Here is a 25,231-nt window from a genome sequence, read left to right on the forward strand (position 1 = left end):
CAAGCGAAAGGAACTGCTTTGGAGCACAAGAACGCATGGCTCGCATACGACGAGCCGCAGCTGGCCGAGCTCGAGAAGCTCGCGACCGACTACATCGATTTCATCAGCGCCAACAAAACCGAGCGCGAATGCGTGGCGACCGCCATCGAACAGGCGCGCGAGGCGGGTTACGTTTCGCTCGACGAGGCGCGTGCCGCGGGCAAGCAACTTGTTGCGGGCGACAAGGTCTACGCCGAGCTGTACGGCAAAACCATCATCTTGGCGCACATCGGCAGCCGTCCCATGCAGGACGGCCTAAACATTCTGGGCGCGCACGTCGACAGCCCGCGTTTGGATATCAAGCAAAACCCGCTCTACGAATCGGGCGATTTGGCGCTGCTCGACACGCATTACTACGGCGGCATCAAGAAGTACCAATGGGTCACGCTGCCGCTCGCCATTCACGGCGTTATCGCGAAAAAAGACGGCAGCGTTGAGCGCGTGAATGTGGGCGAAGACGCGGGCGACCCCGTGTTCTGTATCACTGACCTGCTCATTCACCTCGCCAACGACCAAATGCAGAAGAAGGCCTCTGAGGTTGTCGAAGGCGAAAACCTCGACGTGCTCGCAGGTGGCCGCCCTGCCGCAAAGACGGAAGATAAGGAAAACGCCGAGAAAACCGAACTCGAGAAGCTCGCGGAAAAAGAACCCGTGAAAGCGACCATGCTCGCGCTGCTCGCCGAGAAATACGGCATGGAAGAAGAGGACTTCCTTTCGAGCGAGCTCGAGGTCGTTCCCGCCGGCCGCGCACGCGAGCTGGGCTTCGACCGCTCCATGGTGCTCGGCTACGGCCACGACGATCGCGTATGCGCCTTCCCCAGCTTGGTCGCGCAGCTTGAGGCGAGCGACCTTGAGAAAACGGGCATCTGCATTTTGGTCGATAAGGAAGAAATCGGCAGCGTGGGCGCTACGGGCATGACATCGATGTTCTTCGAGAACACCATCGCCGAACTCATGGACCTTGCTGGCCAGGCAGGCGATTTGCCGCTGCGTCGTTGCCTCGCGAATTCCTCCATGCTTTCGAGCGACGTGTCTGCGGGCTTCGACCCCAGCTATGCGAGCGCTTTCGAAACGAAGAACGCCGCCTATCTGGGCCGCGGCGTGGTGTTCAACAAGTTCACCGGTGCGCGCGGCAAAAGCGGTTCGAACGACGCGAACGCTGAATACATGGCCAAGATTCGCTCCATCATGGACAAGGGCAACGCCGCGTTCCAAACCGCCGAGCTCGGCCGCGTCGACGTGGGCGGCGGTGGAACTATCGCCTACATTCTGGCCGAATACGGCATGAATGTCATCGACTGTGGCGTGCCGGTGCTCTCGATGCATGCGCCGTGGGAAGTGGTCGATAAGGCCGACATATATGAAGCGCTGAAAGCCTACCGCGCATTCCTGAAATACGCTTAGCGCTACACGCGCGAAACGCTCGGCTTAATCCGTCGTTTCGCGCCCCTTTTATATGAGCACAAATCGACCCGCGCGCCCGCCGCGTGGGTCGTGTGCGTTTGCACGCACGACCAAGCAACCGACCCAAGGAGCAATCTGGTGGCAAAAACGTTTTCGATCCTCGGCGATTCCATCTCCACATTCGACGGGTGGAACCCGCCGGGCTTCGACGTGTTCTACTCCGACGAGAGATTGGAGAAAACGGGCGTTACGCATGTCGAACAAACATGGTGGCACCTGCTCATCGACCATTTTGGCGGTTCGCTTTTGAAAAACGACTCGTTTTCGGGAAGCCTCGTGGAAGGCGGGTTCTTCCCTGCCGGCGATTCCGATGCGCGCGCAGACGCGATTCTGGGCGATGAGGGCGAAGCCCCCGACGCCATCGTATGTTTCATCGGCATCAACGACTACGGCTGGGGCGGCGCGGAAATGAATGCTGACGGCCATGGATCGGCCTGCCCTGCTGAGCTTTCCGCACAAGCACCCGTCGAGAAGGTTCTTGCCGAACTTGCAGCACCCGGTCAAATCGACCGTTTCAAAACCGCCTATGCTTCGATGCTCGCACGCCTTCGCGCACGCTGCCCCGAAACTGAAATCTGGTGCGTCACACTCGTTCCCGGGCGCATTGCGGGCCATGTAAAACCGCAGTTCGCTTACGATTTCCGCGGCGTTCCCTTTGCCGAATACAACGACGCCATTCGCGCAGCCGCCCATGAAGCCGGCGCTCATGTGGCCGACGCCTTCGCCTGCGGCATGGACTACGAAGCAATTGAAGGCACGCACCCCACCGCACGAGGCATGCGCCAACTCGCCGGCATGTTCGCCTGGTCGATGGAGCATGAAGCGGAAATTGACGCCGCCCTTGGACGCGGTGCACGCGAGCTTGCCACAGTTTCGCAAAGCATGCTGCCCGCCGAACTGCTCAGCGAATGGGAAGACGCCGCCCTGTGGCGCAGCGCGCCGCTGTGCGCCGATAAGCCCTGCAGCTTCTGCGAGCATGCCATGGCGCCGAACAATGCCTGGCTGCTTATGTGCGACAACTAGGCATGCACGCTTCAAAAAGGCGCCGGCCCTCGTTTTTCCGAGGAGCCGGCGCCTTCGTTTTATCTAAGCGCAACAAGCGCGCATCTAGGCAGTTCCTTCAATTGCGCAGCAACTTCAAAACTCGCTTGAAACCGCTCAAGCGAAATGCTGGCAGCCGCCAATCCCAGCCGCGTACGACGATCGCGCCGCATTGCGGAATGCGCGAAGGCCGAAGCGAAGCTCGATTGGCACCACCCTATCGACGACTTACGAAATACCCCGCCGCTTCAACCGCTTTCTCAACAGAAGCCTGGTCAAGGGCGTTCTTCGAAAGAATATGCGCCGTCTTCGAGCCCAAATCGACACGAGCCCACACATTGCCCGCATCAACGGAATTGATGGCATTCTGCACGTTCTCGACGCATTTCTCGCAGGTCATTCCACCAATCCTCAAATCGAGCGCATGCTTGTAGTTCGCCTCGTTCGTATCGCTCACGCGCTGCGCCTTGAATTTCTTCGACGAGTCTTTCGCACCGCCGCCGCAACAATCGTCCTTCAGCGAAAACACACGATACATGCGTCGCGCGGCGAAGACCATGCCCACGACGATGACCGCCAGCAAAACTGCCGTCTGAACATTCATGCCTTCCATATGTAAATCTTCCTTAACATCGAGTTTACTTTCATTGACTTTCGCAAAGTGTAACACTACTCTTACTTTTACAAAAAGTATGCATGAGCGAACATCGTTCATGCATAAACGCATTCGCGATTCGAAAGAGGACAAACATGAAGAAGGCTACATTCAACACCCTGCTCGTCGGCGGCGGCTTCCTGCTGGGAACCGCAGGCATCAAGGCGCTTACGAGTGCGCCCGCAAAGAAGGCCTATGTGCATGGCATCGCATGCGGCCTGCGTGCAAAGAACTGCTATCAGGATATGGTTGAACAGGCAAAAGCCGAAGTCGACGATCTGGTCGCCGAGGCCACGTACCTCACGAGCGACGCCAAAGCCGCCAAGGCCGATTCGGAGCCTTCCGCCGAATAAAGCCTTACGGCATTCGTCATGAAGTTCTCGATAATCAAAGAGATCCCTGGCAGGGCCCGCCTGAAATTGGCGGGCCCTGTGCCTGAAGAGGACCTCGACGCGCTTATCAAACTCACCAAAGAAATCGACGGCGTGCGCCGCGTGCAGCTTTACGGACGCATCGGTCAGATGTCGGTCGACTTCGAGGCACCCAAACGCACAAACGTGCTCGATGCGCTCTGCGAAATCAACGCCGAGAAAATCGCCGATGCAAAAACCGGCTATTCCGTGCAATTCGAGCCGCGAACGCATGCGCTGTTCATGAACCTGGCTGTTCTTATTGGCGCCCGCTATGCACGCAAATGGTTCTTGCCCGCGCCCATTCGCGCCGTGTGCACGGTAGTCAGCTTCCTGCCGTTCTTGCGCGCCGCGCTGTTCGAGCTGTCGCGCTCGCGCCTTACCGTACCCGTGCTTGACGCATCGGCAATTGGCATTTCGTTCGTGAAACGCGATTTCGACACGGCGTCGCAAACCATGTTCTTGTTGAACGTGGGCGAGCTGCTCGAAGATTACACGCGCACCATGAGCGAAAACGAGCTCATCAATTCACTTCTCGATGTGCCCGACAAGGCGCAAAAAGTGATTGGCGACACCGAAACCAGCGTTCCGGCAAGCGAGCTTATGCCTGGCGATTTGGTAGCCGTGCGCACTGGCATGTCTATTTGCATCGATGGCGTGGTGGAACATGGCTGCGCCATGGTAAACCAAGCCACCCTGACAGGAGAGCCACTCGCGGTCGAGCGCACCGTTGGTGATGACGTGTTCGCTGGCACCGTCGTCGAAGATGGCGAAATCTTGGTGCGCGTGCGCGCCAACACGTCTCAAACCAAGCTTCGATCGATCGTTTCGCTCGTCGAAGCCGCCGATTCGCTGAAATCGGAAGGCCAATCGCGCATGGAAAACCTGGCGAACAAGATTGTGCCTTGGAACTTCCTGCTCGCGGGACTTGTGGCGCTTTCTACGCGCAGCCTTGTGAAAACGTCGGCCGCGCTTATGGTCGATTACTCATGCGCGCTGAAGCTCACTGGCTCTATCGCCGTAATGACTGCCATGAGCAATGCTGCCAAAGCCGGCGTCATGGTCAAAGGAGCGAAATACTTCGAAGCGTTCGCCAAAGCGGACACCATCATATTCGATAAGACGGGCACGCTCACCGAGGCACAGCCGAAACTCGCGCGCGTCATCCCCACCGACGGGTGGAGCGAAGATGAAGTGCTGCGTTTTGCGGCGTGTTTGGAGGAGCATTTCCCCCACCCCGTCGCCCGCGCCGTGGTTGCCGCCGCCCAAGAACGAGGGCTTGAGCATCGCGAGCGCCACGCGGCCGTGGAGTACGTCGTCGCGCATGGCATCGCTTCGGCACTTGACGGCAAACGCGCCGTCATCGGGTCGGCGCACTTCGTCTTCGATGACGAGCATGCGCATTTGGACCCCGAGACACTTTCTCGCGTCGAGACCGAAATGGAAGGCCTGTCGCCTTTATTCTTGGCCGTCGATAGCGAAGTCGTTGGCGTGCTGGGAATCGAAGACCCTTTGAAATCCGGCGTGAAAGAGTCCGTTGCCGAACTTCGCAATTTAGGATTCAAGCATATCGTCATGCTCACGGGCGATTCCGCACGCACCGCTGCGCGCATCGCTTCTGAGGCGGGCATCGACGAATTCCAAGCCGACTTGCTACCCGAAGATAAGTTCGCCTATGTTGACCGCGTCAAGAGCGAAGGTCGCTGCGTCGCCATGGTTGGCGACGGCGTAAACGATTCGCCGGCGCTTGGCCGCGCCGACGTAGGTCTTGCCATGGGTGGTGGCAGCGATATCGCCAAGGAAGTTGCCGATATCATTTTGTCCGATACCGATCTGCAAGCCGTCGTGCGCCTGCGCAAGATGAGCCAGGGCCTCGTCAGCAGGCTCAACGGGTCATACAGCAAGGTCATGATTACCAATTCCGCCTTGCTAGCGCTCGGCATCGCTGGCATCATCACACCGCAAACTTCGTCGCTTTTGCACAATGCTTCAACGATTTTGTTCAGCCTCAACAACACCAAGGCTTATTTGCCACCAAAGAAAGCCTAAGCAACATAATGGGCGCCCTAACGGACGCCCATTATTTTCACGGTAATAGTTTCTTTTTAATACCAGATGCTATTTTGATATTAGATTACTAAACATATGCTTGGTATCTAATAGAAACCTAATTTTTATTTTGCGTATAATGTATTAAATGAAACTTGCAGCCATTTAGTGATTGCAACCGCAGTCATGCCCGTGCTCGTGGCCATGTTCCCCATGATGATCGTGTCCACAACCGCAATCGTGGCTCTGGCCAACCTCTCGCGTCGCAACGGCGCCATTTTGCGCAAGCGCCGCAGCCACAGCGGCCTCTTCCGCCGTCGTTACAACCTCATAAGGCCACGAGGACAAGCCGGGGGCGTTGTAAACATTCACATAGCCGAGCGATTCCATGTGCTCGCACGCACGAGCCGATCGCTCGCCAGCATTCGAATAGAGCACGATGACCGAAGCGTCGTCGGAAAGCTCCATGCCTTTACCATTCGCGATAGCGTCGAGGCCTCGCTCGCCGAGCGCCTCATCGAACAAGCAGTCGACGATATCGTCAACCGACATGTTGCCAGCGCCAGGAATATGCCCAGCATCGAACTCCTCTTCGTCGCGCACGTCGACCAACAGCATATACGGGTCATTGGCAAGCATTTCCTGCAGTTCCGCGTGATCAAGTTCCATAGCAAGCCCTTCGTTATAAATTGTTTTCACGACCTGGGCCGTGTTATAATACGGTCAGATGGCAGCGCCCGCCGAACTAACACACTTTCCAGGGGAGTTAGCTACGGGTGATGCTTTCGTTTATGTTGGGCCGGTCTTACGACCGGCTTTTTTCATTTCCTAGGCACCATTTTCTTTTCTCGTTTCTTCCTGCTTTGGATTCGCTCAGCACTATCGAAAATAAATCCAATAATTGAGCACCATGCCGCAACGGCCATCACAATATCCATGGCGGTAACTCCTATCAAAATCGAAGGGAGCATCACCCGCAGGAATCGGCGAGCACTACCGCATCATATTGTATCATCGAACACACGTTCGAATATTATGAAGATTACTCGAGCTCGACGAAACGAATCTCCCTCACGGCGCCATTCTCGATGGCGATTTTCGCAAGCTGCCGTTTCGAGCCACCGCGCGGACGCGTTACCGAGCCGGGACACAGCACCACATCGGCGGGAGAAGCGGCCGAACCGCGCAGCAATTCGGGCACATGGGTATGCCCATGAATCGCCACCTGCGGCACGGGGTCACCAGGCTTCAATACATTTGTGCGGCCCGACAGAATCGCGCGCAAATCCGTTGGCGTATGCGTCACAAGAAAACGCACTCCGCCAATACGGGGAGTCGCCACCGTTCCGACCGATTCGCCATATTCGGGATAGTCGTTATTGCCCAGCACAGCACACACCGGCGCAAGCCCACCGAGCTCGAGCATTATTCCTTGACCGCAAATATCGCCCGCATGAATAATGAAGTCGCAGTCGGCCAGTTCCGCATATGCGTCTTCAGGAAGTCGTCCATGCGTATCAGAAAGCACGCCAACAAGAAGCTGTGACACGCAACCCCCTTCTTTCAACACCGAAGAAACCCTATTCGCACCAAGGTCAGCGAGCAAGGGTTTTAGGCGAGCAGATTGGCTTGAAGGCGAGCTGCCGCGTAGCAGCGCTACGCAAAGCGAAGCCTGAAAGCCAAGATGCCGCATAAAACCCGGCGCAGCGTCGAGCAGTTGCGCCGTTCGGCAGAACGGCGCAACCAATTATTTATGATACGGCTCGCCACGCGAGATTTTGAATGCCCGATAGATTTGCTCGAGCAGCACCACGCGTGCCAGATTATGGGGAAGCGTGATTTTGCCGAAAGACATGCTTTCGTCGGCAGCGTCGTGCACGCCTTGGCTCACGCCGCCGGAGCCGCCCACGATGAACGAAATCTCGCTCACGCCAGAAAGCGCCAACGCATCGACGCGCGCCGCAATACCTTCGCTCGAAAGCTGTCTTCCGCCCACATCGAGCAGAATGACATGCGAATGCTCGGGCAGCTTCTCCAGAATAGAGCGGCCCTCCTTCGTGCGTGCGCCCTCTTCCCCACCGACTTTCGCCGGATCGCAATCGGGCACCTCGTCGACGCGCACCTTCGCATAGCCCTTAAGGCGCTTCAGGTACTCGTCGCATGCCTCCTTCCAGAATCGCTCTTTCAACTTCCCTACGGCAACGACCTGGATTTTCATTGGCCCACTCCTTTCCCTTAATACGATTTAGGCGCCACCACAACGGCGACGCCTAAGCGGATTCGTTAATTTGATTGTAGCGAAAGCCCGAGCGCTTCTCAACGGCACATTTCCATCCGCAAACGGCATCTCGAAGAGAAACCCCGAGGCTAGCTTTGCCGAGCCGCAATGCATGAAAAACAACGGCAGCGCGACCTTTGGGGACTCTTTGCGCCAAACCGAGGGTCGGAAGCTTCGTTTATTCACCCACTACAGCGAATCGCGAAGCGCCTTCAGTTTCGCAACCGTATCGCCGCCCAAACGCTCAGCGACCGTGTTCTTCACAGCCGTTTTCGGTGACTCGTCCAAATGAAACTCGTGGGCATTCACCGCCACCGCTCGACTGAAGCCGTTCGCGCTCATGCGATCGACGCCGCCGCCGAATACGGTGTTCTGAATGGCCGCATCGCTCGACACCACCATGGTCTCAATGCCTCGGGCGCGCGCATCCCACGCGAGCTTCTCGATTACCTTATCGGCGGAATCGCCCGCACGCGAGAACATAATGCGTACACCAGCGATTTTTTCAAAGCTGCCATCGGAATATTCGTTGTCAGCCCCATCGAACACGATAATCGCTTCGAAGTCGCGGCCAGCGTACATCACCACATCGTCAATGAGCGCTTCGCGAGCGCGATTGAACGAATCGGTATCGTAATCGGGGTTCGGGCCGGGGTTGCGCATGTCGCGATAACGCGAACCGCTGCGCAGCACGTTATAGCCATCGACGAGCAATAATTTCCTGCGTTGCTTTGCCATTGCGAACAGGCGCCCCGCTATTCGCCTTCGGCGGCGCGAGCAGTGGTCTGGCGCATCCACTCATACATGACCGCCGTGCACGCCTGGGCAACGTTGAGGGAACCAACATGGCCCGCCTGCGGCAGCTTCACCAGGAAGTCACACTTCTCGAGCGTGAGACGGGCAAGGCCTTCGGCCTCATTGCCCATTACAAGCGCGATTTTGCCATAGAGCGGGGCTTCCCATACCGTATGCTGAGCTTTCTCGCTCGCGCCAGCAACCCAGAAGCCAGCTTTCTTCAGGCGGTCAATCGCCGAAGCAAGGTTGGTCGCCTGGGCGCAGCGCACATGGTTAATGGCGCCCGCCGAGCTTTTATAGGTAGCCGCGGTCACGCTCGCCGAACGTTTGCCCGGAATAATGAGGCCGCTCGCGCCAATCACGTCAACCGAACGCGCGATGGCGCCAAGGTTGCCCGCATCGGTAATGTGATCGAGCAGCACCACGAGCGCGGCGCCATTGTTCTTTTCGGCATCGCGCTCGGCAAATTTCAGAATGTCGGTGACGCTGGAGTACTGGTACGGCTTTGCATGCGCCATAACGCCCTGATGGCTGCCGCGCTCGCTGCGCTCGTCGAGCACCTTGCGAGGCACGGTTTTCACGGGCACGTCGTACTGCTTTGCCTTGCGCAAAATGTCTTTGATTTGGCTATCTTGCTGAACGTTGTCGGCCATAAGCACAGAAATGAGCGGCATTTGCGCACGCAATGCCTCAATGACCGGGCGTTTTCCTTCAATATAGTCTGCCACGTGGGCTCCTTTTCATGTGCATTAAGCACTCAGTCGTTTTCGTTCCGGCGGTGCGGTCCCGTCCATGACCACGCCGGGCTTCCGTTCGCTTCGCTCACTATGCGCCCGCCTGGCTGCGTTTCATATTGAGAAGAAATGTCCATATGAACGCAGACGGTCACAAACAGGGCCGCACCGCCGGAGCGAAAACGACGAAGCGACCCAACCCTTGGTTATTTCGCCTTGACGCGAGCGCCGGCGGCGGTGTCTTCCACCACCAAGCCAAGCTCGCCCAAAGCATCACGAATGGCATCGGCCACGGCCCAGTCTTTCGCGGCGCGCGCTTCAGCACGAGCGGCAATAAGGGCTTCGGCAGCCTCGGCCGTGTCGTCGCCGGCGTAACCAGCGCGCTCAGCAGCAAGCGCGATGATTTCGACAGGCAGCTCCGCCTCCTGCTCGGGGAGTTCGATACCCAAAACGTCCATGGAGCGCTCGATGAACTCGGCAGCCGCAACTACCACCTCGGCATTAACCGCACCGTCGGCGGCATCGAGGTACGAGTTCGCTTCGGTGATGAAGCCGAAGAATGCGCCCAGGGCACCTGCGGTGTTGAAATCGTCATCCATGCAGGCCTTGAACTCGACATCGGCAGCCGCAACAGCGTCGGCGAGCTTTTGGGCCAATACGGCATCGGGCTCGCCCGTCGCGTGGGCCGCAGCCCAACGCAGGTTCTGAGCCGTGCCCGCAATACGGGCCAGCGAGCTTTCCGCGCCTTCCAGGCGCTCGAAGCTGAAATCGAGCGGGCTGCGATAATGCGTTTGCAGCATGAGCAGACGAAGTGCTGCCGCCGAATGTTTCTCGAGCACTTCTTCGAGCGTGAAGAAATTGCCGAGCGACTTCGACATCTTCTCGCCGTTCACCAACAGCATGCCCGTGTGCATCCACGTGTTCGAAAAGCCCTGGTGCCATGCGCACGTTGCCTGCGCGCATTCGTTTTCGTGGTGAGGGAACGCAAGGTCGCTGCCGCCGCCATGAATGTCGATGGGCACACCCAGGTAGCGATGCACCATGGCAGCGCATTCGGTATGCCAGCCAGGGCGGCCTTCGCCCCAGGGGCTTTTCCAGCTGGGTTCACCCGGTTTGGCGGCCTTCCACAAGGCGAAGTCGAGAGGATCGCGCTTGATTTCGTTTTCCTCAATGCGCGCGCCCACCATGAGGTCGTCGATATTGCGGCCAGACACTTCACCATAGGTCTCGTCGCTGCGCACCGAGAAATACACGTCTCCGTTCTCGACCGCATAGGCATGGCCCTGCTCAATGAGCGTTTTGATCATGGCGATCATGGGACCAATTTCTTTGGTAGCGCGCGGGCGCACATCGGGGTCGATCACGTTCGCGCGACGCATGACGTCGATGAACTTGTTCGAAAATTCCGTGGCCACCTCGGCGGCTGTGCGACCCTGCTCGTTGGCCCGATTGATAATCTTGTCATCAACGTCGGTCAGATTCTGGGCAAACGTCACTTCGTAACCGCTCGCGATGAGCCAGCGGCGAATAACGTCGAAACTGATAAACGTGCGGGCGTTGCCGATGTGGATATTGTCATACACCGTGGGGCCGCATACATACATGCGCACCTTGCCCGGCTCGATAGGCTCGAACTCTGCCTTTTTATGGGTTTGGGAGCTGTAGATTTGCACGATTCCTCCTGGTTATTCTGAGTCCGACGCAACGTCGGGAGTGGTTTTCGCGGGGCCTCCGATAGTTTTGCCTTGCGCCTGAGCCGCAAGCAGCGTTTCCAGGCGAGCAACACGCGCCTGGAGTTCGACGACGTCGGCAGTCGTGGGGTCGGGCAGGCATTCGCGGCGAGCGGCGGCGTCTTTCTCTTCCTGCTGCACGAGTTTGCCGTTGCGCACCACAACGCGCGCGGGAACGCCGACCACGGTGCAATTCTCAGGCACGTCCTCGACGACAACCGCGCCGCCACCGACCTTCGAATTGTCGTGAATGGTGATACTGCCAAGAACCGCCGCGTTCACGCCCACCATAACGTTATTGCCAAGCGTGGGGTGGCGCTTGCCGCTTTCTTTGCCCGTGCCGCCGAGCGTGACGCCCTGATACAGCGTGACGTCATCGCCGATTTCGCACGTTTCGCCGATAATCACGCCCATGGCGTGGTCGATGAAGAAACGACGGCCGATTTTCGCGGCGGGGTGAATTTCCACACCCGTCATAAAACGGGTGAACTGGCTCGAAATGCGCGCCAGACTTTTCAGGCCATGGTTCCACAGCCAATGCTCAACAACATGGCTCCAACGAGCATGCAGGCCCGGATACGTGAGCCAAATGATGAATTTACTTTGCGCGGCAGGGTCGAGACGCTTAACGTTGTTCACGTCTTCGGCGATGGTTTTAAAGATATTCACGATAGGTTCCTTCGATGTTGGGAGCAAATACGGTTACGGAAGCGCCCCTAGCAACATCGTTTCAAAAGCAAGGCCACGGCCTGAGCCGAAATGCCCTCCTCGCGACCCTCGAAGCCCAAATGTTCAGTGGTGGTGGCCTTTACGCCCACCTGGTCGACGTCGATGCCCATAGCATGAGCCAAGTTCTCGCGCATTTGATCGCGGAAAGGCGAGAGCTTGGGGGCCTGCGCCGAAATAACGCTATCGACATCGACGATATCGAAACCGAGTTCGCGCACGTGGTTCGCAACGCACGACAACAGCACCATGGAATCGGCGCCCGCATACGCCGGGTCGGTATCGGGGAACAGTTTGCCGATATCGCCCGCACGCGCAGCACCGAGCAGCGCGTCGGAGATGGCATGCGCAAGCACGTCGGCATCGGAATGTCCCAAAAGCCCCTGATGATGCGGAATGTCGACACCACCCAGAATAAGCTTGCGGCCTTGCGCGAATGCGTGCACATCGAAGCCGAGGCCCACGCGCATATTCATAGCGTTCGTCACGAGTAATCCCTTCGTCTTAGACGAAATCGTAATGTTCCGAACGATTATAGCCCACTTCAACGCAACGAAGTTTGCGGCAGGCGCAAGAAGGAAAACCCCTTCCGATGAGCACAAGATGAGGCAGCTTAGCAGAATGAAAGCGTCTTGGGCTTCTCTGCTCGCGTCCCATGTGGCGCTTGGAGCGAAAAGCTTATCCCTTCAAGAGCCATGCGCCCTATAAAAAATGGGACAGAGAACTTGCCCCTGCCCCATTTCAGCTGGTTCACTAGTCGGGCTGAACGCCCAGGCTCATGTTCAACATGGCGTAATCTTCTGGGACGGTAAGCTTGATGTTGCTGCGCTTGCCTTCCACCACGAGCACCTTGCCGCCCAATCGTTCGATGAGCGACGAGTCATCGGTGCCTACGAAGCCCTCCGAGAGCGCCGACGCGTGCGCACGACGATACACGCCCGCACGGAACACCTGCGGCGTTTGCGCGTTCCAGAACACGCGGCGGTCGGGGGTTCCTACAATGCAACCGTTTTCGACCACTTTGAGCGTGTCAATCGAAGGCGTGGCGACAATCGCGCCATCGGCGTCGAGCGTGCCTTTGAGCGTGTTGATGGTATGCGCGATAAGCTCTGGGGCGATGAGCGGGCGGGCACCATCGTGCAGCACCACGTACTCATATTCCTCCGACGCGTATTCCAGACCCGAGAACGCGCTTTCCTGACGCGTGGCGCCCGCCGGGGCCATCGTGATAGGCGTCACAAACGGGTACGGGTCAATGGCGCAACTGCGATATTCCGCAATGCGTTCTTCAGGGCACACCACCACGATTTCGCCTACATCTTCAACCGCATCGAACGCCGCAATCGACCAGGTGAGCATGGGACGTCCAGAAATCTCGACGAGCTGCTTGCCGCCCTCGTGGCCGAAACGCTCGCCCGAGCCGCCCGCCAAAATAATGGCAGCCGTCTTCGGGCTCTTCGACACCTTGCCCGAAAAATGCACCGTTCTCGCGCCCGTTTCGCTCAAATCGAGACGCGCCGCCGCATCTTCGGCGACTTCAACAAGCGCCGTAGGCACAAACACCGGGTCGATAACGCCGAACTCGGCTGCACCTCCCACGGTTCTCACATTCTCCGGTGCGCTCATGGGCTCCCCTTTCATGGCTTCAACAACAAAGGGGCGCCCACAGACGCCCCTCGCATGGCGCCGCCGCGAAGGCGGCGCCTATGGTTCGTTAATCAGCCGCGCCGTCGCTCGACACGCCGCCACCGTGGCTTGGCGCCCCGGCATGCGACAAATCGAACTGCGGCAGCAACGATTCTGCTTCGTGTGCAATGCTATCACGTTTTCGCGGCGCGGGAATCACTCCTGTGCCAGGCGTAAAAGTTAGCTCGCCATCTTTCACATCGACATCAATAACCGAGCCTGCATGCCACGTGCCGGCAAGAAGCTGCTCGGAAATAGGATCTTCGAGCAGACGCTGAATCGCTCGACGCAACGGACGAGCGCCCATCGTGGTATCGGTGCCTTCCTTAGCCACAAGCGCACGGGCCTCAGGCGTAAGATTGATGGTCATATCCATGGCGATGAGACGATCGCGCAAATCGGCAACCATGAGGTCGACGATTTGAGCAATCTGCTCTTCGGTAAGGCTCTTGAACACGATAATCTCATCGAGGCGGTTCAAGAACTCGGGTCTGAAGAGCTTCTTCATCTCGCTCATCACGCGGCTCTTGATTTCCTTATCGGAAAGGCCCTTCTGCGAATCGGGCGTGAAGCCAAGCGGCGCAGTTTCGGCGATTTGGCGAGCGCCCACATTCGAGGTCATGATGATAACCGTGTTGCGGAAGTCGACCGAGCGGCCCTGCGAATCGGTAAGGCGGCCTTCCTCGAGAATCTGCAGCAAGATGTTGAACACATCGGGATGCGCCTTTTCGATTTCGTCGAACAGCACGACCGAATAAGGACGCTGGCGAACGGCCTTGGTAAGCTGGCCGCCCTCGTCGAAGCCCACATAGCCCGGAGGCGAACCGACCAGGCGGCTCACGCTGTGCTTCTCCATGTATTCCGACATGTCATACGTGATAAGCGCGTCTTCGGTACCAAACAGGAATTCAGCGAGCGCCTTGGAAAGCTCGGTTTTGCCCACGCCCGAAGGGCCGAGGAAAATGAACGAGCCGCTGGGGCGCTTCGGATCTTTCAAGCCGGAACGGCTGCGACGAATAGCCTTCGACAGGGCCGTTACGGCCTCTTCCTGACCGATAATGCGCTCGTGCAGAACGCCTTCCATGCGCAAAAGCTTGTCTGCTTCGGCTTCGGTGAGGTTGCTCACGGGCACGCCGGTCGACATACTCACCACGTCGGCGATTTCGACCTCGGTGATGTTGGCGAGTTCCTTGTCACTTTCCTCGGAAAAACGCTTTTCAGCTTCGGTACGCTGCTCTTCAAGCCGCTTTTCTTCGTCGCGAAGCTGCGCGGCGCGCTCGAACTCTTGCGCCGATGCCGCCTCTTCCTTGTCAAGGCGAACGCGGCGAAGCTCGTCATCGAACTTGCGAATCTCGTCGGGCAGCGTACGATTGCGAATGCGCATGCGCGCGCCAGCCTCGTCGAGCACGTCGATCGCCTTGTCGGGCAGGAAGCGATCTTGAATATAACGCGAAGACATAGAGACGGCGGCCTGCAGCGCCTCGTCGGAATAGCGCACATGATGATGCGCCTCGTAGCGGTCGCGAAGGCCGTCGAGAATGCGCAAAGCCTGTTCCTCGCTCGGCTCTTTCACGTTCACCGTTTGGAAGCGACGGGCGAGCGCGGAATCTTTCTCGAGATGCTTGCGGTATTCCTCGGTAGTGGTGGCGCCAATTACCTGCAGCTCACCACGAGACAGCGGTGGTTTCAAAATGGCGGCAGCGTCGATGGAGCCTTCGGCAGAGCCCGCGCCAATGATGGTATGCATTTCGTCGATGAACAAAATGATATTGCCGTCTTTGACGACTTCCTTGATGACCTTCTTCAGGCGCTCTTCGAACTCGCCGCGGTATTTGCTGCCTGCGACCAGCGCGGACACATCGAGGGTGATTACGCGTTTGCCCGAGATGATATCGGGCACTTGATCGGCTACGATGAGCTGCGCCAGGCCTTCGACCACAGCAGTTTTGCCCACGCCAGGCTCGCCAATGAGCAACGGATTGTTCTTCTGGCGGCGCGAGAGCACCTGCATCACGCGTTCGATTTCGGCCGCACGACCGATAACGGGGTCGAGCTTGCCCGCCTTGGCCTTCGCAGTAAGGTCGGTACCGAACTGCTCGAGCATGCTCTTCTCGCCATGGGGCTCGCCGCCGAAAAACGGCATGCCCGCAGCCACGGGCGTCGGTTGATCGACCAAGTCGTTGAGTGCGGAACGAACAGCGTCGATTTCGACGCCGAGCTTCGCCATCGCATCGATAGCGCCGCCCTCGCCTTCGCGCACAATGCCGAGCAGCAAATGTTCGGTAGAAATATAGCTTTGGCCCATTTGCATAGCTTCACGCAGCGCATTTTCCAGCACGCGCTTGGTGCGCGGCGTGAACGAGATGTTCGCGCCCGCTTCGGCTTCTTGCTCGCCTTCGGCCATGCCGGCGACGACCTCAAGAGCCTTCTCGTACGTTATGCCCACGCGTTCGAGAGCCTGCGCAGCAATGCCGTCAGGCTCTTTCGCCAGGCCAAGCAGCAAATGCTCAGTGCCCACATGCGGGCGTTTGAGTGCAGCGGCTTCTTCCCTGGCAAGCACAAGGACATGTCGCGCCTTGTCGGTAAATTTATCGAATGCCATATACGGTCCATTTCTGTAGAGGTTGCTGAATGTATGCTAGCACTCATTCGCAATGAGTGCCAAAGCTTCACATGCGCGATACCTTCTTGTTGACAATCAATTGGGCTTCCAGCTTGACGGTTCTGCCCTTCATTCAGGAAGAAATTCCAGCAAGCATCACCAACAAATCTTTCGCTTTACCTCGTCTGGCTCGACGGTTCCGTCCCTGGTTCCAGCTCGGTCAAATCCTGCTCGCGACGAACAGCGCATTAAGTGCTGTTCTGCTCGTGCGGAATCTACTGAAACCAGAGACGAAAAAGGCCGCCCTTGCGGACGGCCTTTGATTGTTAGTAGAGCTTTGCGCCAGCGGGAATCGCGCTGTCGAGCTGCAGCAGATTCAAGCGCTCCTCGCCATTCTCTTCATGGATGGCAGAAAGCAGCATGCCGCACGAATCGATACCCATCATCTTGCGCGGAGGCAGGTTCGTGATAGCCACGAGCGTCTTGCCCACCAGGTCTTCGGGTTCATAGTCGGCATGAATGCCCGAAAGAATGGTGCGCTCGACATCGGTGCCGTCATCGAGCTTGAACGCCAGAAGCTTCTTCGACTTCTTCACGGCCTCGCACGCCTTCACCTTCACCACGCGGAAATCGTTCTTGCTGAAGGTTTCGAAATCGACGAATTCCTCAAACAAGGGCTCGACGGCAACCTTCGAGTAGTCGATGGTCGGAATCATCGAGCTGACAAACGGGCTTGCCGTAGCGGCATCCTGCGCCTCTTTGGCGGCCTTTGCGCCGCTCTTCGCACCTGCCTCGGGCTTCATGTGCGGGAACAGCAGCACGTCGCGAATGCTCGCGGAGTTGGTGAGCAGCATGACCACGCGGTCGATGCCGATGCCAATGCCACCCGCAGGAGGCATGCCATATTCCAGGGCGCGCACGTAGTCTTCGTCATATTCCATGGCCTCATCGTCGCCGCCGGCCTTTTCGACCATTTGGGCGGCAAAGCGCTCGGCCTGGTCAACCGGGTCGTTAAGCTCGGAGAACGCGTTGGCGTATTCGTGGCCAGCAATAACGAGCTCAAAGCGATGCGTAAGACGGGGATCGTCTTCATAGCGCTTGGCAAGAGGCGAAACCTCGATGGGGTAATCGCACACGAACGTGGGGTTCACGATGGTGTCTTCGCCGAGCTCGTCGTAGATTTCAGCAATGAGCTTGCCTGCAGTCCACTCGGGCTTCACTTCCAGGCCCTTGCCGCGCGCGGCTTCGGCCAGAACGTCAGCCGGCGTGTCGATGGTGACCTCGAAGCCCAAAACCTCGGAAACGATATCGGTCATAGGACGGCTCGCCCACTCGCCCGACAAATCAATCTGCTGGCCCTGGTATTCAATGACCTCGGGGTTGCCCACCGCGGCATTGGCCGCCTTGATAATGCCCTGAGCGAGCGCCTTCATGCCATCGAGGTCGCTGTAGGCGCGGTAAGCCTCCATGGTAGTGAACTCGGGGTTATGCGTAAGGTCCATGCCTTCGTTGCGGAAAATGCGGCCGATCTCGAACACGCTCTCGAAGCCGCCAACCAGGCAGCGCTTCAAATGCAGCTCAGTAGCAATGCGCAGGTAGCATTCCTGGTCAAGCGCGTTGAAGTGCGTGATGAACGGCTTGGCCGTAGCGCCGCCCTGAATGGTTTGCAGAATCGGCGTTTCAACTTCCATGTAGCCGTCAGATTCCATGTAACGACGGAACGTGGAAAGGATGGTGGAACGCTTGCGGAAGGTGTCGCGCACGTCTTCGTTCACAATGAGGTCAACGTAGCGCTGGCGATAGCGGGTCTCTTTGTCAGAGAGACCGTGGAACTTCTCGGGAAGCGGACGCACGGCTTTGGAAAGCAGCGTAAGGGCGCACGGAGCGATGGAGAGCTCGCCGCGCTTCGTGCGCACGACAACGCCCTCGACGTTCACGATATCGCCCAGGTCGAGGTTGCGCAGAAGCCCCCAATCGGCCTCGGACATGTCGTTGATGCGGCAGAAAAGTTGGATGTCGGCCGTGGTGTCGCGCACCACGAGGAACATGATTTTGCCCTGGCCACGCTTGGCCACAATACGGCCGCCGATTTTCACGACGTCCTCGGTGTCTTCGCCGGTCGCGAGGTCGGCATACTTCGCGACGATGTCACGCACGTAGTCGGTCACTTCGGAGTGCTCGGGATACGGGTTCACGCCACGAGCGATGTAGTCTTCACGCTTGGAAAGACGCAGCGCACGCTCGTCGTTGAGCAGCTCGGGGGCAATGGTGTTTTCGGTATCGGTCATTTGAAAACCTCTTCGTTTCCAGATGTGGTGATGAACAAAAGCATTCTATCGCAGGTCAAGCGACAAGTGCGAAAGGTCGCAGATTATACGTCGCTTTCGCACCAAATATAAAAGGGGCAGAGGACAATCCCCTGCCCCTTTCGATGGCGAGGCGCTCAAGCCGCATTCGCGCTCAAGCCGCCGCGGGTTGCGAAAAGCCGCATTCGCACTCACGACAGCGAGAGCCAGCCGGGTGCCCCATATTGGCCTGAAGGCGAGGCGCCGCGTACTTCGGTACGCAAGCCAAAGCCTGAATGCCAAGATGGGGTGCCCGGCTGGCTCGCAGCGGAGGCTTCATTCGCCGTTCGGCAGAACGCCGAAATCCCTACGAAGCCTGAAAGCGAAAATGCCCGCCGTGTGGCTTAGCAGCGGCAGCAAAGTACGCTGGCCGGAAGGCCAGCGTACTTTTAGTGCTCGATCTTGAGAATCGTCATCTTGATTTCACGGCCGGTGGGACCGATGGCGGTTACTTCGTCATCTTTCTTATGACCGAGAAGAGCGGCGCCAACGGGGCTTTCGTTGGAAATCTTGCCCGCAGCGACGTCGGCCTCGGCGCCACCAACGATGGTGAATACGCGCTCTTTTCCGCCCATGTTCACCGTGACAATAGCGCCAACAGTAACTTTGTTCGACTTCTTCGGCGTATCGACGATCGTGGCCTCAGAGAGAATCTGGTTGATCTCGGCGATACGAGCCTCGACCATGCCCTGCTCGTTTTTCGCATCGTCATATTCGGAGTTCTCGGAAATGTCGCCGAATTCGCGAGCAACCTTGATGCGCTCGCCTACCTCGGCGCGCTTCTCGGTTTCGAGGTAATGCAGCTCCTGCTCGAGCTTCTCGCGGCCCTCGGGAGTAAGGATGTAATCGCTACCCATTTCGTGACACCTAATTTCAAAATCGATTCAGCGGCAAAACGCCGCCCTTTTACTAAAACGGGCACGCAATGCGTGCTCGTATAAGAAAACGGCATGTCGGGCTGGCCGACACGCCGCATATTACCTTAAGGGAGAATGTGCTACTCTTCTTCAGCCTTTGCAGCAGGCTCAGCAGCTTCGGTCGCATCTTCCGCTTCGGCCTTTTCGGCAGCCTGCTTCTTTGCAGCAGCAGCCTTCTTTTTACGGGGCTTCTCGGCGGGAGCTTCTTCCTCAGACGCGTCCATTTCCTTCTTGGCGCTTCCCATGCCATCGCGCAGGTTCTTCACCGTGCGGCCAAGCGCGGAGCCAAGCTTCGGAAGGTTCTTGGGGCCAAAGATAAGCAGAGCAACGGCCAGAATGATGAGGAGCTCAGGAACTCCAAGACCAAAGATTTTCATGCAAGCCTCCAAGTTTTGGGGCCCGACCAATATGGCCGGAAAACAAAAAAGCTGATGCGATCAAATGGTCGGGACGACAGGATTTGAACCTGCGGCCTCTGCGTCCCGAACGCAGCGCTCTACCAAACTGAGCCACGTCCCGACTTCTCGCAAACAGCGGGCTATATGTTAACACACGCGCCGAACAATGCAAGCACTTTTTTTCGACTTCATGCACACTCTTAGCGAAAAAAGGCACCGACCTGGGTCGATGCCTTTCCAATTCCCGCTTAGTACCAGCGCAAGGCGCAGTAGAAGGGGTTGTACCACGAAAGCGAGCTGTAGCACACCACTTCGCCCGGCTGCGGGGCATGAATGTATCCGCCGCCACCCGTAGCAATTGCCACATGGCTGCCGCATGCGTACACGTCGCCCGCTTGAGCCTCGGAAACCGAGCCCGTCCACTGGGCGGAAGCAATCTGATCCCATGTCGTACGGCCAATCCAAATACCCGCGGCACGCGACCAGCAGCCAGACGTCAGGCCGGAGCAGTCAAGGCCCGAACCCCATGCCGTGCCGCCCCACACGTAGGGCACGCCGAGCTGGCTTTGCGCAGCGGCCACGACCGAGCCGCCGTAATTGTTCGAACCGCCACCCGAAGATGAGCTGCTGCTCGACGACGAGCTGCTTCCCGAAGACGAGCCGCCGCCATTGTCAGATGCGCTACCACTCGTCGCGCTATCACTCGAACTGCTGTCGCTGGATGCAGAGCTATTGGAGGCGCTACTCGAGGTGTTGCTAGAAGAGGAAGCAGCTTCGGCCTGGGCGGCAGCCGCAGCAGCGGCCTCTTCCGCCGCCTTCTGAGCCGCAGCCTCTTCCTCGGCAAGCAGTTCTGCTACCTGGGAATCGAGTGAGTCAACCTCATTTTGGTACTGCTGCACAAGCTCTTCGGCCTGCTTCTGCGCAGCATCGGCCTCTTCGACCTTCTGCTGGGCGATATCGGCCTGGTTGGCATATTCCTGCTTTTGAGCCTCGTTGTCGGCGCGAAGATTCTTAGTCTGCTCGACCATCTCGGAATCTTTTTCATTCAGCGAGGTGAGCGTATCCCAGTTCTTCGCGAAATCGTCGAAAGAATTCGAGCCCAGAATAACGTCGAGGAACGTGGTCTGGCCATCGCGATACATGTTGCGAGCGCGCTTGGAAAGCTTATCTTGCAGCTTGTCGATTTGCGCGTTGTTATCGTCGATTTTAGTTTGGCACTCGTCCATCTTGGAGACTGCCTCGTCGTGCTCTTGCACGGCTTGGTTGTAATTCGCGGATGCAGCACCGAGCTGCTCGCGCATAGAATTCAGCTTTTGACGAGCTTCGTCGGCCTGAGCCTGCACATCGGCAGACGTAGGATCGGCGAAGGCATTCTTCGGAGAAACCATGGCCGCGGCGCCAAAGGCGGCGGCTCCGCCGAGGAAGGCTCGTCTCGTCAAGCGTGCGTTTAAAGTAGTCATAAACGAACCCCTTCATATGGTATCGGGAAGTCGATATGGAGACTTCCGACGAACGAGGATAGCAAAGCCGCGGCGTTAATTACACCCCATGTAACCAAAGCGGCACATGGCTTTCACAAACCTAGAATCGAATGTCGCAGATGAAACCAGGTATCTTTTATATACTTTGCTTCTTTTAATACTGTTAACGTTAAAGATAATTCGACAGCATGATGAGGGGTTATTCAAAAGCCGGCACATCATATTGTGCTTTGATGATGCACCTTAGATTCACTTGTACGCTCCTATTACGATGTAATCGCAAAACGTGAAATTTCAGCAACCTGAATAAAAGATAAAAGGCCTGTCCGTGCGAACAGGCCTGAAACATATACATACGTATTTACTTGCTACCAACGAAGCGCGCAGACGAATTGAGGCCAGCTCGACTCGCATACCGTTTGACCTGGCTGCGGAGCATGAATGTAGGAACCGCCACCCGCAGACGTGCAAATGCCCACATGGCCGCTCGTCCACAAAACATCACCGGGCTGTGCCTCGGAAAGCGGTCCACGCCAACGGGCGGAAGAGTACTGAGCACCATCGGTACGGCCAATCCGGATACCCGTAGCCTGCTGCCAACACCACGACGTAAGGCCAGAGCAGTCGAGGCCGACGTTGGGAGTGCTGCCGCCCCATTCATACGGGACACCAATTTGGCTGCGCGCAAAATCGACGACCGAGCCCGAAGGCGGAATGTAATTATTCGTGCTGTAGCTCGGCGAGGTGCCGCCGCCACCATTATTCCCACCGCCATTGTTGCCGCCGTTGTTGCTGTTGCCACCATTGTTGTTGCTCGCGCCATTATTGTTCGAAGGTTCAGGTTCGGATTCCTGCTGAATCTGCTCGATAGCCGCCTGGGCTTCGGCAGCAAGCGCAGCCTGGCGTTCCTGATCGTACAGCGCCTGTGCCTCGGAGGAAAGCGCATCGTAAGAGGCCTGGAATTGCTCGGCGAGCGCCGTGCCTTCCTTCACTGCCTTGTCGGCCTCTTCCATTTGATAGGCCGCTTCGCGTTCCTGTTTGCCGTATTCATCGCGCTGCGCTTCGTTATCGGCACGCAGCTCCTTGGTTTCGGCAACCATCTTCGCGTCGTTTTCGTTCATCCTGGTAAGCATGTCCCAGTTCTTCATGAAGTCATCGAACGAATTGGAACCCAGAATGACGTCGAGGAACGTGGTCTGGCCATCGCGATACATGTTGTTCGCACGATTGCCGAGCTTACCCTGAAGGTCTTCGATGCGCTCGTTGTTGTCGTCGATTTTTGCCTGGCACTCGTCCATCTTCGCTGTGGCGGCATCGTGAGCGTCGACCGCGGCGGCGTAATCTTTGACCTTCTGGTCCAAATCGGAATTGAGCTTCAGCAATTTCTGAAGCGCAGCATCGGCCTCTGCTTGTTTTTCAGCCGCCGAAGGCCCAGCGAAAGCGAATTTCGGCGCCGCAACGGCAACGCCAAATGCGGCGGCGCCACCCACAAATGCACGGCGCGAAAGATTCATGTGTTTATCCATAAACCCGACCCCCATCGCCTGGTTGAAATCATATGAAAGATACTTTACCAGCCCTCATCGCAAAAAACAAAAGCCCGCACACGGCGGGCTTTCAGAAACCTGAAAAGAAAACAGTTTTTGAATTTAAAACGCGTTGCAGAATGCGTCCAAAAGCGTAATCGCATCGTGGTGAGCAGCTCGCTCGATAGCCGCCACGCTTTCGTCAACGCCGGGACCGACGATTTCAAGAACGATACGGCGAGGACGACCAGCTTCGGCAGCCTCATTTGCCGCATCAACCGCATTCGCAATGCGGCGACCAAGCACCTGAGGGTCGTCGCACACAACGCGTGGCACATTCGTTTCATAAGGCCTGCCCGAACGCACAATATGCGCAAGCAGCATATTCGCATCGGGAGGCACGAGCAGCGTTTCGGCGCTCACCATTTTGGATCGCGGATTCGTCGCCATAGCCAAGTTCGACATATTCGATGCGACGCTGCGCGTGTATTCTTCCGTGCCGAACAGACACACAGCATGGTTTTCAAGCACATCGGCGGCACGTGCGAATCCCATGTATGCGCGATCTTCGATTTGAGGCTTGTCTTGCCATGCATTATGCAAATGACGCAGCGTCGCATATGTTTTCACGCCAGCGATGCCGTCGGGCACAAGGCCCATGTTCAACTGAAACTTGCGCAAAGCGCCTTCGGTATAGGCGCCAAACGTGCCGCTTACGCCGCCGCATGCAAAACCAAGCGCACCGAGAGCCGTTTGCAGCTGCTCGACGTCTTTGCCCGAAAAATACGGCGTGCGCAAATACAGCAGACGTTCGCCCAGCTCAAAGCCCTCGTCGGCTTCGCCTTCCCTATGAATTGCTTGAGGAATCATAGCTTCGTCCTTAGCATCGCATTATTTCATGCGATTGATGAAATAATCGGCCATAGAAATGAGTAGCGCACGAGCATTGCTCTCGTCGATTTCCTGAAGGAGCTTTTCTTTTGCCTTATCGGTAAGCGAGCTCGCGTAATCACGCGCATAATCAAGAGAACCGGCCTCGCGCATAATCGACACAGCCTCGGCAAGATCAGCGATATCGGTCGTTTTCGAAGAGAGAATCTCAACGAGGCGATCACGCTTGTCGGAATGCTTCAGCGCATGCACGACCATGAGCGTGCGCTTGCCTTCGGTGATATCGCTCGCGTAATCTTTACCCACGATTTCGGGGTCGCCCTCGATATTGAGCAGGTCGTCTTGAATTTGGAAAGCCAAACCCGTAGCCAAACCATATTCGCGCAGCGCGGCAATCTGTTCTTCGGTGCCGCCACCAACGATGGCGCCGACAGCCAACGGAACCGCACCAGAATAATGCGCGGTTTTGTGAATTGCCATGCACAGATAATCGTCGGGAGTGATGTCGTAACGCTTGTCGCGCGCCCAACCCAAATCGAGAGCCTGGCCCTCGATGGTGCGACGGGTCATTTCAATAAGCTCGGTAACCACGCGCACTTTTTGGGCATCGGTAAGATATGGATCCCTCATAACGGCACCATTCACCATGGAAAGCGCAAGGTCGCCCGTGTTAATGGCGATACCCAAGCCTTCGGTGAGGTGCATGCAGGGCACACCGCGGCGCGTAGTCGCCTCGTCGGCAATATCGTCGTGGATAAGAGCCGCCGTATGGAAGTGTTCGATGGCCGAAGCGGCAGATGCAGCATGGCGAATATCGCCGCCCACAGCAACGCACGCCGCAAAGCAAATCAGCGGACGGTGACGCTTGCCGCCGTTTTCGCTGTATTTCATAAGGGGCCCATAGAGATACGTATCCATATCGGGATGGTCGCCCGACGGGATATACGAGTTCACTAAATCGCCTACGACCTTGGCATTCTGAATGAGATACTCCTCGAACGACGCGGGCGGATTCGCCGCTGCCGTAAGGAGTTCGTTCATGCTTTCGTTTCTCACTTCAGCTGGATTCATACCGGACTTTCCGATCGTAGGTTCACCGCAATGGGTTCATGCAAAACAAAGCACCTGGAAGCCACGCTCTTCCTTGGTAGGAGCGGTGGGACTCGAACCCACAAGCCTTGCGGCGGCGGATTTTAAGTCCGCTGCGTATGCCAATTCCGCCACGCTCCCACGATGCTTATCGTGCTATTTGCACGGTTTTCCATGATAGCAAATGAGCAACAATCACTGCAAAAGCCCACGAAAGACACGCTAATATCATCGTTTTACGCCGGTTGGGTTGATTTGTAAGTTCATCCGAACACTTAGGTTTCGTTCTCGAACTCATCCGGACATGTCCGGATGAGTTCGAGAATTCCTTTCCGGAGGCGAGGGCCGAGGGCCCTCCCGAGAGAAAGGAAGAAA

At 57.3% G+C, this 25,231-nt stretch carries 23 protein-coding genes and 2 tRNA genes; 5 read left to right on the top strand and 20 right to left on the bottom strand.

Translation table 11 applies throughout. The features are described from left to right. Positions 1-18 precede the first annotated feature (18 nt). Together DMP05_RS07980 and DMP05_RS07985 are read left to right on the top strand one after the other, a co-directional pair. Positions 19-1,443, top strand: coding sequence for an aminopeptidase (locus DMP05_RS07980; RefSeq protein WP_123219946.1), 1,425 nt, complete (start codon positions 19-21; stop codon positions 1,441-1,443). A gap of 138 nt (positions 1,444-1,581) precedes the next feature. Then, on the top strand, positions 1,582-2,526 hold the full coding sequence (locus tag DMP05_RS07985) for an SGNH/GDSL hydrolase family protein (RefSeq protein ID WP_123219947.1): 945 nt from the start codon (positions 1,582-1,584) through the stop codon (positions 2,524-2,526). A gap of 235 nt (positions 2,527-2,761) precedes the next feature. Here the strand turns inward: DMP05_RS07985 and DMP05_RS07990 are convergent, their stop codons facing one another. Continuing rightward, positions 2,762-3,157 carry a heavy-metal-associated domain-containing protein gene (locus tag DMP05_RS07990; RefSeq protein WP_244595098.1) on the bottom strand — a complete coding sequence of 132 codons (396 nt, stop codon included), beginning with the start codon at positions 3,155-3,157 and terminating at the stop codon, positions 2,762-2,764. Positions 3,158-3,294: 137 nt separating this feature from the next. Here DMP05_RS07990 and DMP05_RS07995 point away from each other — a divergent pair, with 137 nt between their 5' ends. Continuing rightward, positions 3,295-3,552 carry a DUF6110 family protein gene (locus DMP05_RS07995; RefSeq protein WP_123219948.1) on the top strand — a complete coding sequence of 86 codons (258 nt, stop codon included), beginning with the start codon at positions 3,295-3,297 and terminating at the stop codon, positions 3,550-3,552. A 78-nt stretch (positions 3,553-3,630) separates the two neighbouring features. Further along, a complete protein-coding gene (locus DMP05_RS08000; protein ID WP_244595099.1) occupies positions 3,631-5,658 on the top strand; it encodes a heavy metal translocating P-type ATPase in 2,028 nt (675 codons plus the stop codon). Between the two features lie 165 nt (positions 5,659-5,823). Here DMP05_RS08000 and DMP05_RS08005 read toward each other — a convergent pair whose 3' ends face one another. The 10 genes from DMP05_RS08005 to DMP05_RS08050 all read right to left on the bottom strand — a co-directional run bounded on the left by DMP05_RS08005 (position 5,824) and on the right by DMP05_RS08050 (position 16,209). After that, on the bottom strand, positions 5,824-6,327 hold the full coding sequence (locus tag DMP05_RS08005; protein WP_123219950.1) for a rhodanese-like domain-containing protein: 504 nt from the start codon (positions 6,325-6,327) through the stop codon (positions 5,824-5,826). Between the two features lie 373 nt (positions 6,328-6,700). Beyond that, a complete protein-coding gene (locus DMP05_RS08010) occupies positions 6,701-7,207 on the bottom strand; it encodes a metallophosphoesterase family protein (RefSeq protein WP_244595100.1) in 507 nt (168 codons plus the stop codon). Positions 7,208-7,405: 198 nt separating this feature from the next. Then, positions 7,406-7,876, bottom strand: coding sequence for a 23S rRNA (pseudouridine(1915)-N(3))-methyltransferase RlmH (gene rlmH / locus DMP05_RS08015; protein ID WP_123219951.1), 471 nt, complete (start codon positions 7,874-7,876; stop codon positions 7,406-7,408). A gap of 249 nt (positions 7,877-8,125) precedes the next feature. Beyond that, complete coding sequence (locus DMP05_RS08020) at positions 8,126-8,674, bottom strand: NYN domain-containing protein (RefSeq protein ID WP_123219952.1); 549 nt, start codon at positions 8,672-8,674, stop codon at positions 8,126-8,128. 17 nt (positions 8,675-8,691) lie between these two features. After that, complete coding sequence (rlmB, locus tag DMP05_RS08025) at positions 8,692-9,459, bottom strand: 23S rRNA (guanosine(2251)-2'-O)-methyltransferase RlmB (RefSeq protein WP_123219953.1); 768 nt, start codon at positions 9,457-9,459, stop codon at positions 8,692-8,694. Between the two features lie 212 nt (positions 9,460-9,671). Then, the gene (gene cysS, locus DMP05_RS08030) at positions 9,672-11,138 is read right to left on the bottom strand and encodes a cysteine--tRNA ligase (RefSeq protein WP_123219954.1); all 1,467 of its coding nucleotides are present in this window, start codon (positions 11,136-11,138) and stop codon (positions 9,672-9,674) included. A gap of 12 nt (positions 11,139-11,150) precedes the next feature. Next, a complete protein-coding gene (cysE, locus tag DMP05_RS08035; RefSeq protein WP_123219955.1) occupies positions 11,151-11,864 on the bottom strand; it encodes a serine O-acetyltransferase in 714 nt (237 codons plus the stop codon). Between the two features lie 47 nt (positions 11,865-11,911). After that, positions 11,912-12,397, bottom strand: coding sequence for a 2-C-methyl-D-erythritol 2,4-cyclodiphosphate synthase (ispF, locus tag DMP05_RS08040; RefSeq protein WP_123219971.1), 486 nt, complete (start codon positions 12,395-12,397; stop codon positions 11,912-11,914). 277 nt (positions 12,398-12,674) lie between these two features. Next, positions 12,675-13,547, bottom strand: a complete 873-nt coding sequence (gene ispD / locus DMP05_RS08045) for a 2-C-methyl-D-erythritol 4-phosphate cytidylyltransferase (protein ID WP_123219956.1) — start codon at positions 13,545-13,547, stop codon at positions 12,675-12,677. 88 nt (positions 13,548-13,635) lie between these two features. Further along, the gene (locus tag DMP05_RS08050; protein ID WP_123219957.1) at positions 13,636-16,209 is read right to left on the bottom strand and encodes an ATP-dependent Clp protease ATP-binding subunit; all 2,574 of its coding nucleotides are present in this window, start codon (positions 16,207-16,209) and stop codon (positions 13,636-13,638) included. 71 nt (positions 16,210-16,280) lie between these two features. Between DMP05_RS08050 and DMP05_RS08055 the strand changes: the two genes are divergently transcribed. Next, entirely contained in the window at positions 16,281-16,532 is a 252-nt protein-coding gene (locus tag DMP05_RS08055) for a hypothetical protein (RefSeq protein ID WP_123219958.1), read from the top strand. A 3-nt stretch (positions 16,533-16,535) separates the two neighbouring features. Here the strand turns inward: DMP05_RS08055 and lysS are convergent, their stop codons facing one another. The 9 genes from lysS to DMP05_RS08100 all read right to left on the bottom strand — a co-directional run bounded on the left by lysS (position 16,536) and on the right by DMP05_RS08100 (position 24,997). After that, positions 16,536-18,497, bottom strand: a complete 1,962-nt coding sequence (gene lysS / locus DMP05_RS08060; RefSeq protein ID WP_123219959.1) for a lysine--tRNA ligase — start codon at positions 18,495-18,497, stop codon at positions 16,536-16,538. A gap of 446 nt (positions 18,498-18,943) precedes the next feature. Continuing rightward, positions 18,944-19,411, bottom strand: a complete 468-nt coding sequence (greA, locus tag DMP05_RS08065) for a transcription elongation factor GreA (protein WP_114614642.1) — start codon at positions 19,409-19,411, stop codon at positions 18,944-18,946. A gap of 140 nt (positions 19,412-19,551) precedes the next feature. Beyond that, positions 19,552-19,848: a twin-arginine translocase TatA/TatE family subunit gene (gene tatA, locus DMP05_RS08070; RefSeq protein WP_114614643.1), complete on the bottom strand. Its 297-nt coding sequence runs from the start codon at positions 19,846-19,848 to the stop codon at positions 19,552-19,554. A gap of 65 nt (positions 19,849-19,913) precedes the next feature. Next, positions 19,914-19,990 (bottom strand) — tRNA-Pro (locus tag DMP05_RS08075). Positions 19,991-20,117: 127 nt separating this feature from the next. Then, complete coding sequence (locus tag DMP05_RS08080; RefSeq protein ID WP_123219960.1) at positions 20,118-21,329, bottom strand: coiled-coil domain-containing protein; 1,212 nt, start codon at positions 21,327-21,329, stop codon at positions 20,118-20,120. 389 nt (positions 21,330-21,718) lie between these two features. Further along, positions 21,719-22,876: a C40 family peptidase gene (locus DMP05_RS08085; RefSeq protein ID WP_123219961.1), complete on the bottom strand. Its 1,158-nt coding sequence runs from the start codon at positions 22,874-22,876 to the stop codon at positions 21,719-21,721. A gap of 123 nt (positions 22,877-22,999) precedes the next feature. After that, complete coding sequence (locus tag DMP05_RS08090; protein WP_123219962.1) at positions 23,000-23,746, bottom strand: peptidoglycan-binding domain-containing protein; 747 nt, start codon at positions 23,744-23,746, stop codon at positions 23,000-23,002. Between the two features lie 21 nt (positions 23,747-23,767). Beyond that, on the bottom strand, positions 23,768-24,808 hold the full coding sequence (locus tag DMP05_RS08095; RefSeq protein WP_244595101.1) for a polyprenyl synthetase family protein: 1,041 nt from the start codon (positions 24,806-24,808) through the stop codon (positions 23,768-23,770). A gap of 104 nt (positions 24,809-24,912) precedes the next feature. Beyond that, a tRNA-Leu gene (locus DMP05_RS08100) sits at positions 24,913-24,997 on the bottom strand. Positions 24,998-25,231: the final 234 nt, after the last annotated feature.

This window comes from Slackia isoflavoniconvertens, from assembly GCF_003725955.1.
Classification (GTDB): Bacteria; Actinomycetota; Coriobacteriia; order Coriobacteriales; family Eggerthellaceae; genus Slackia; species Slackia isoflavoniconvertens.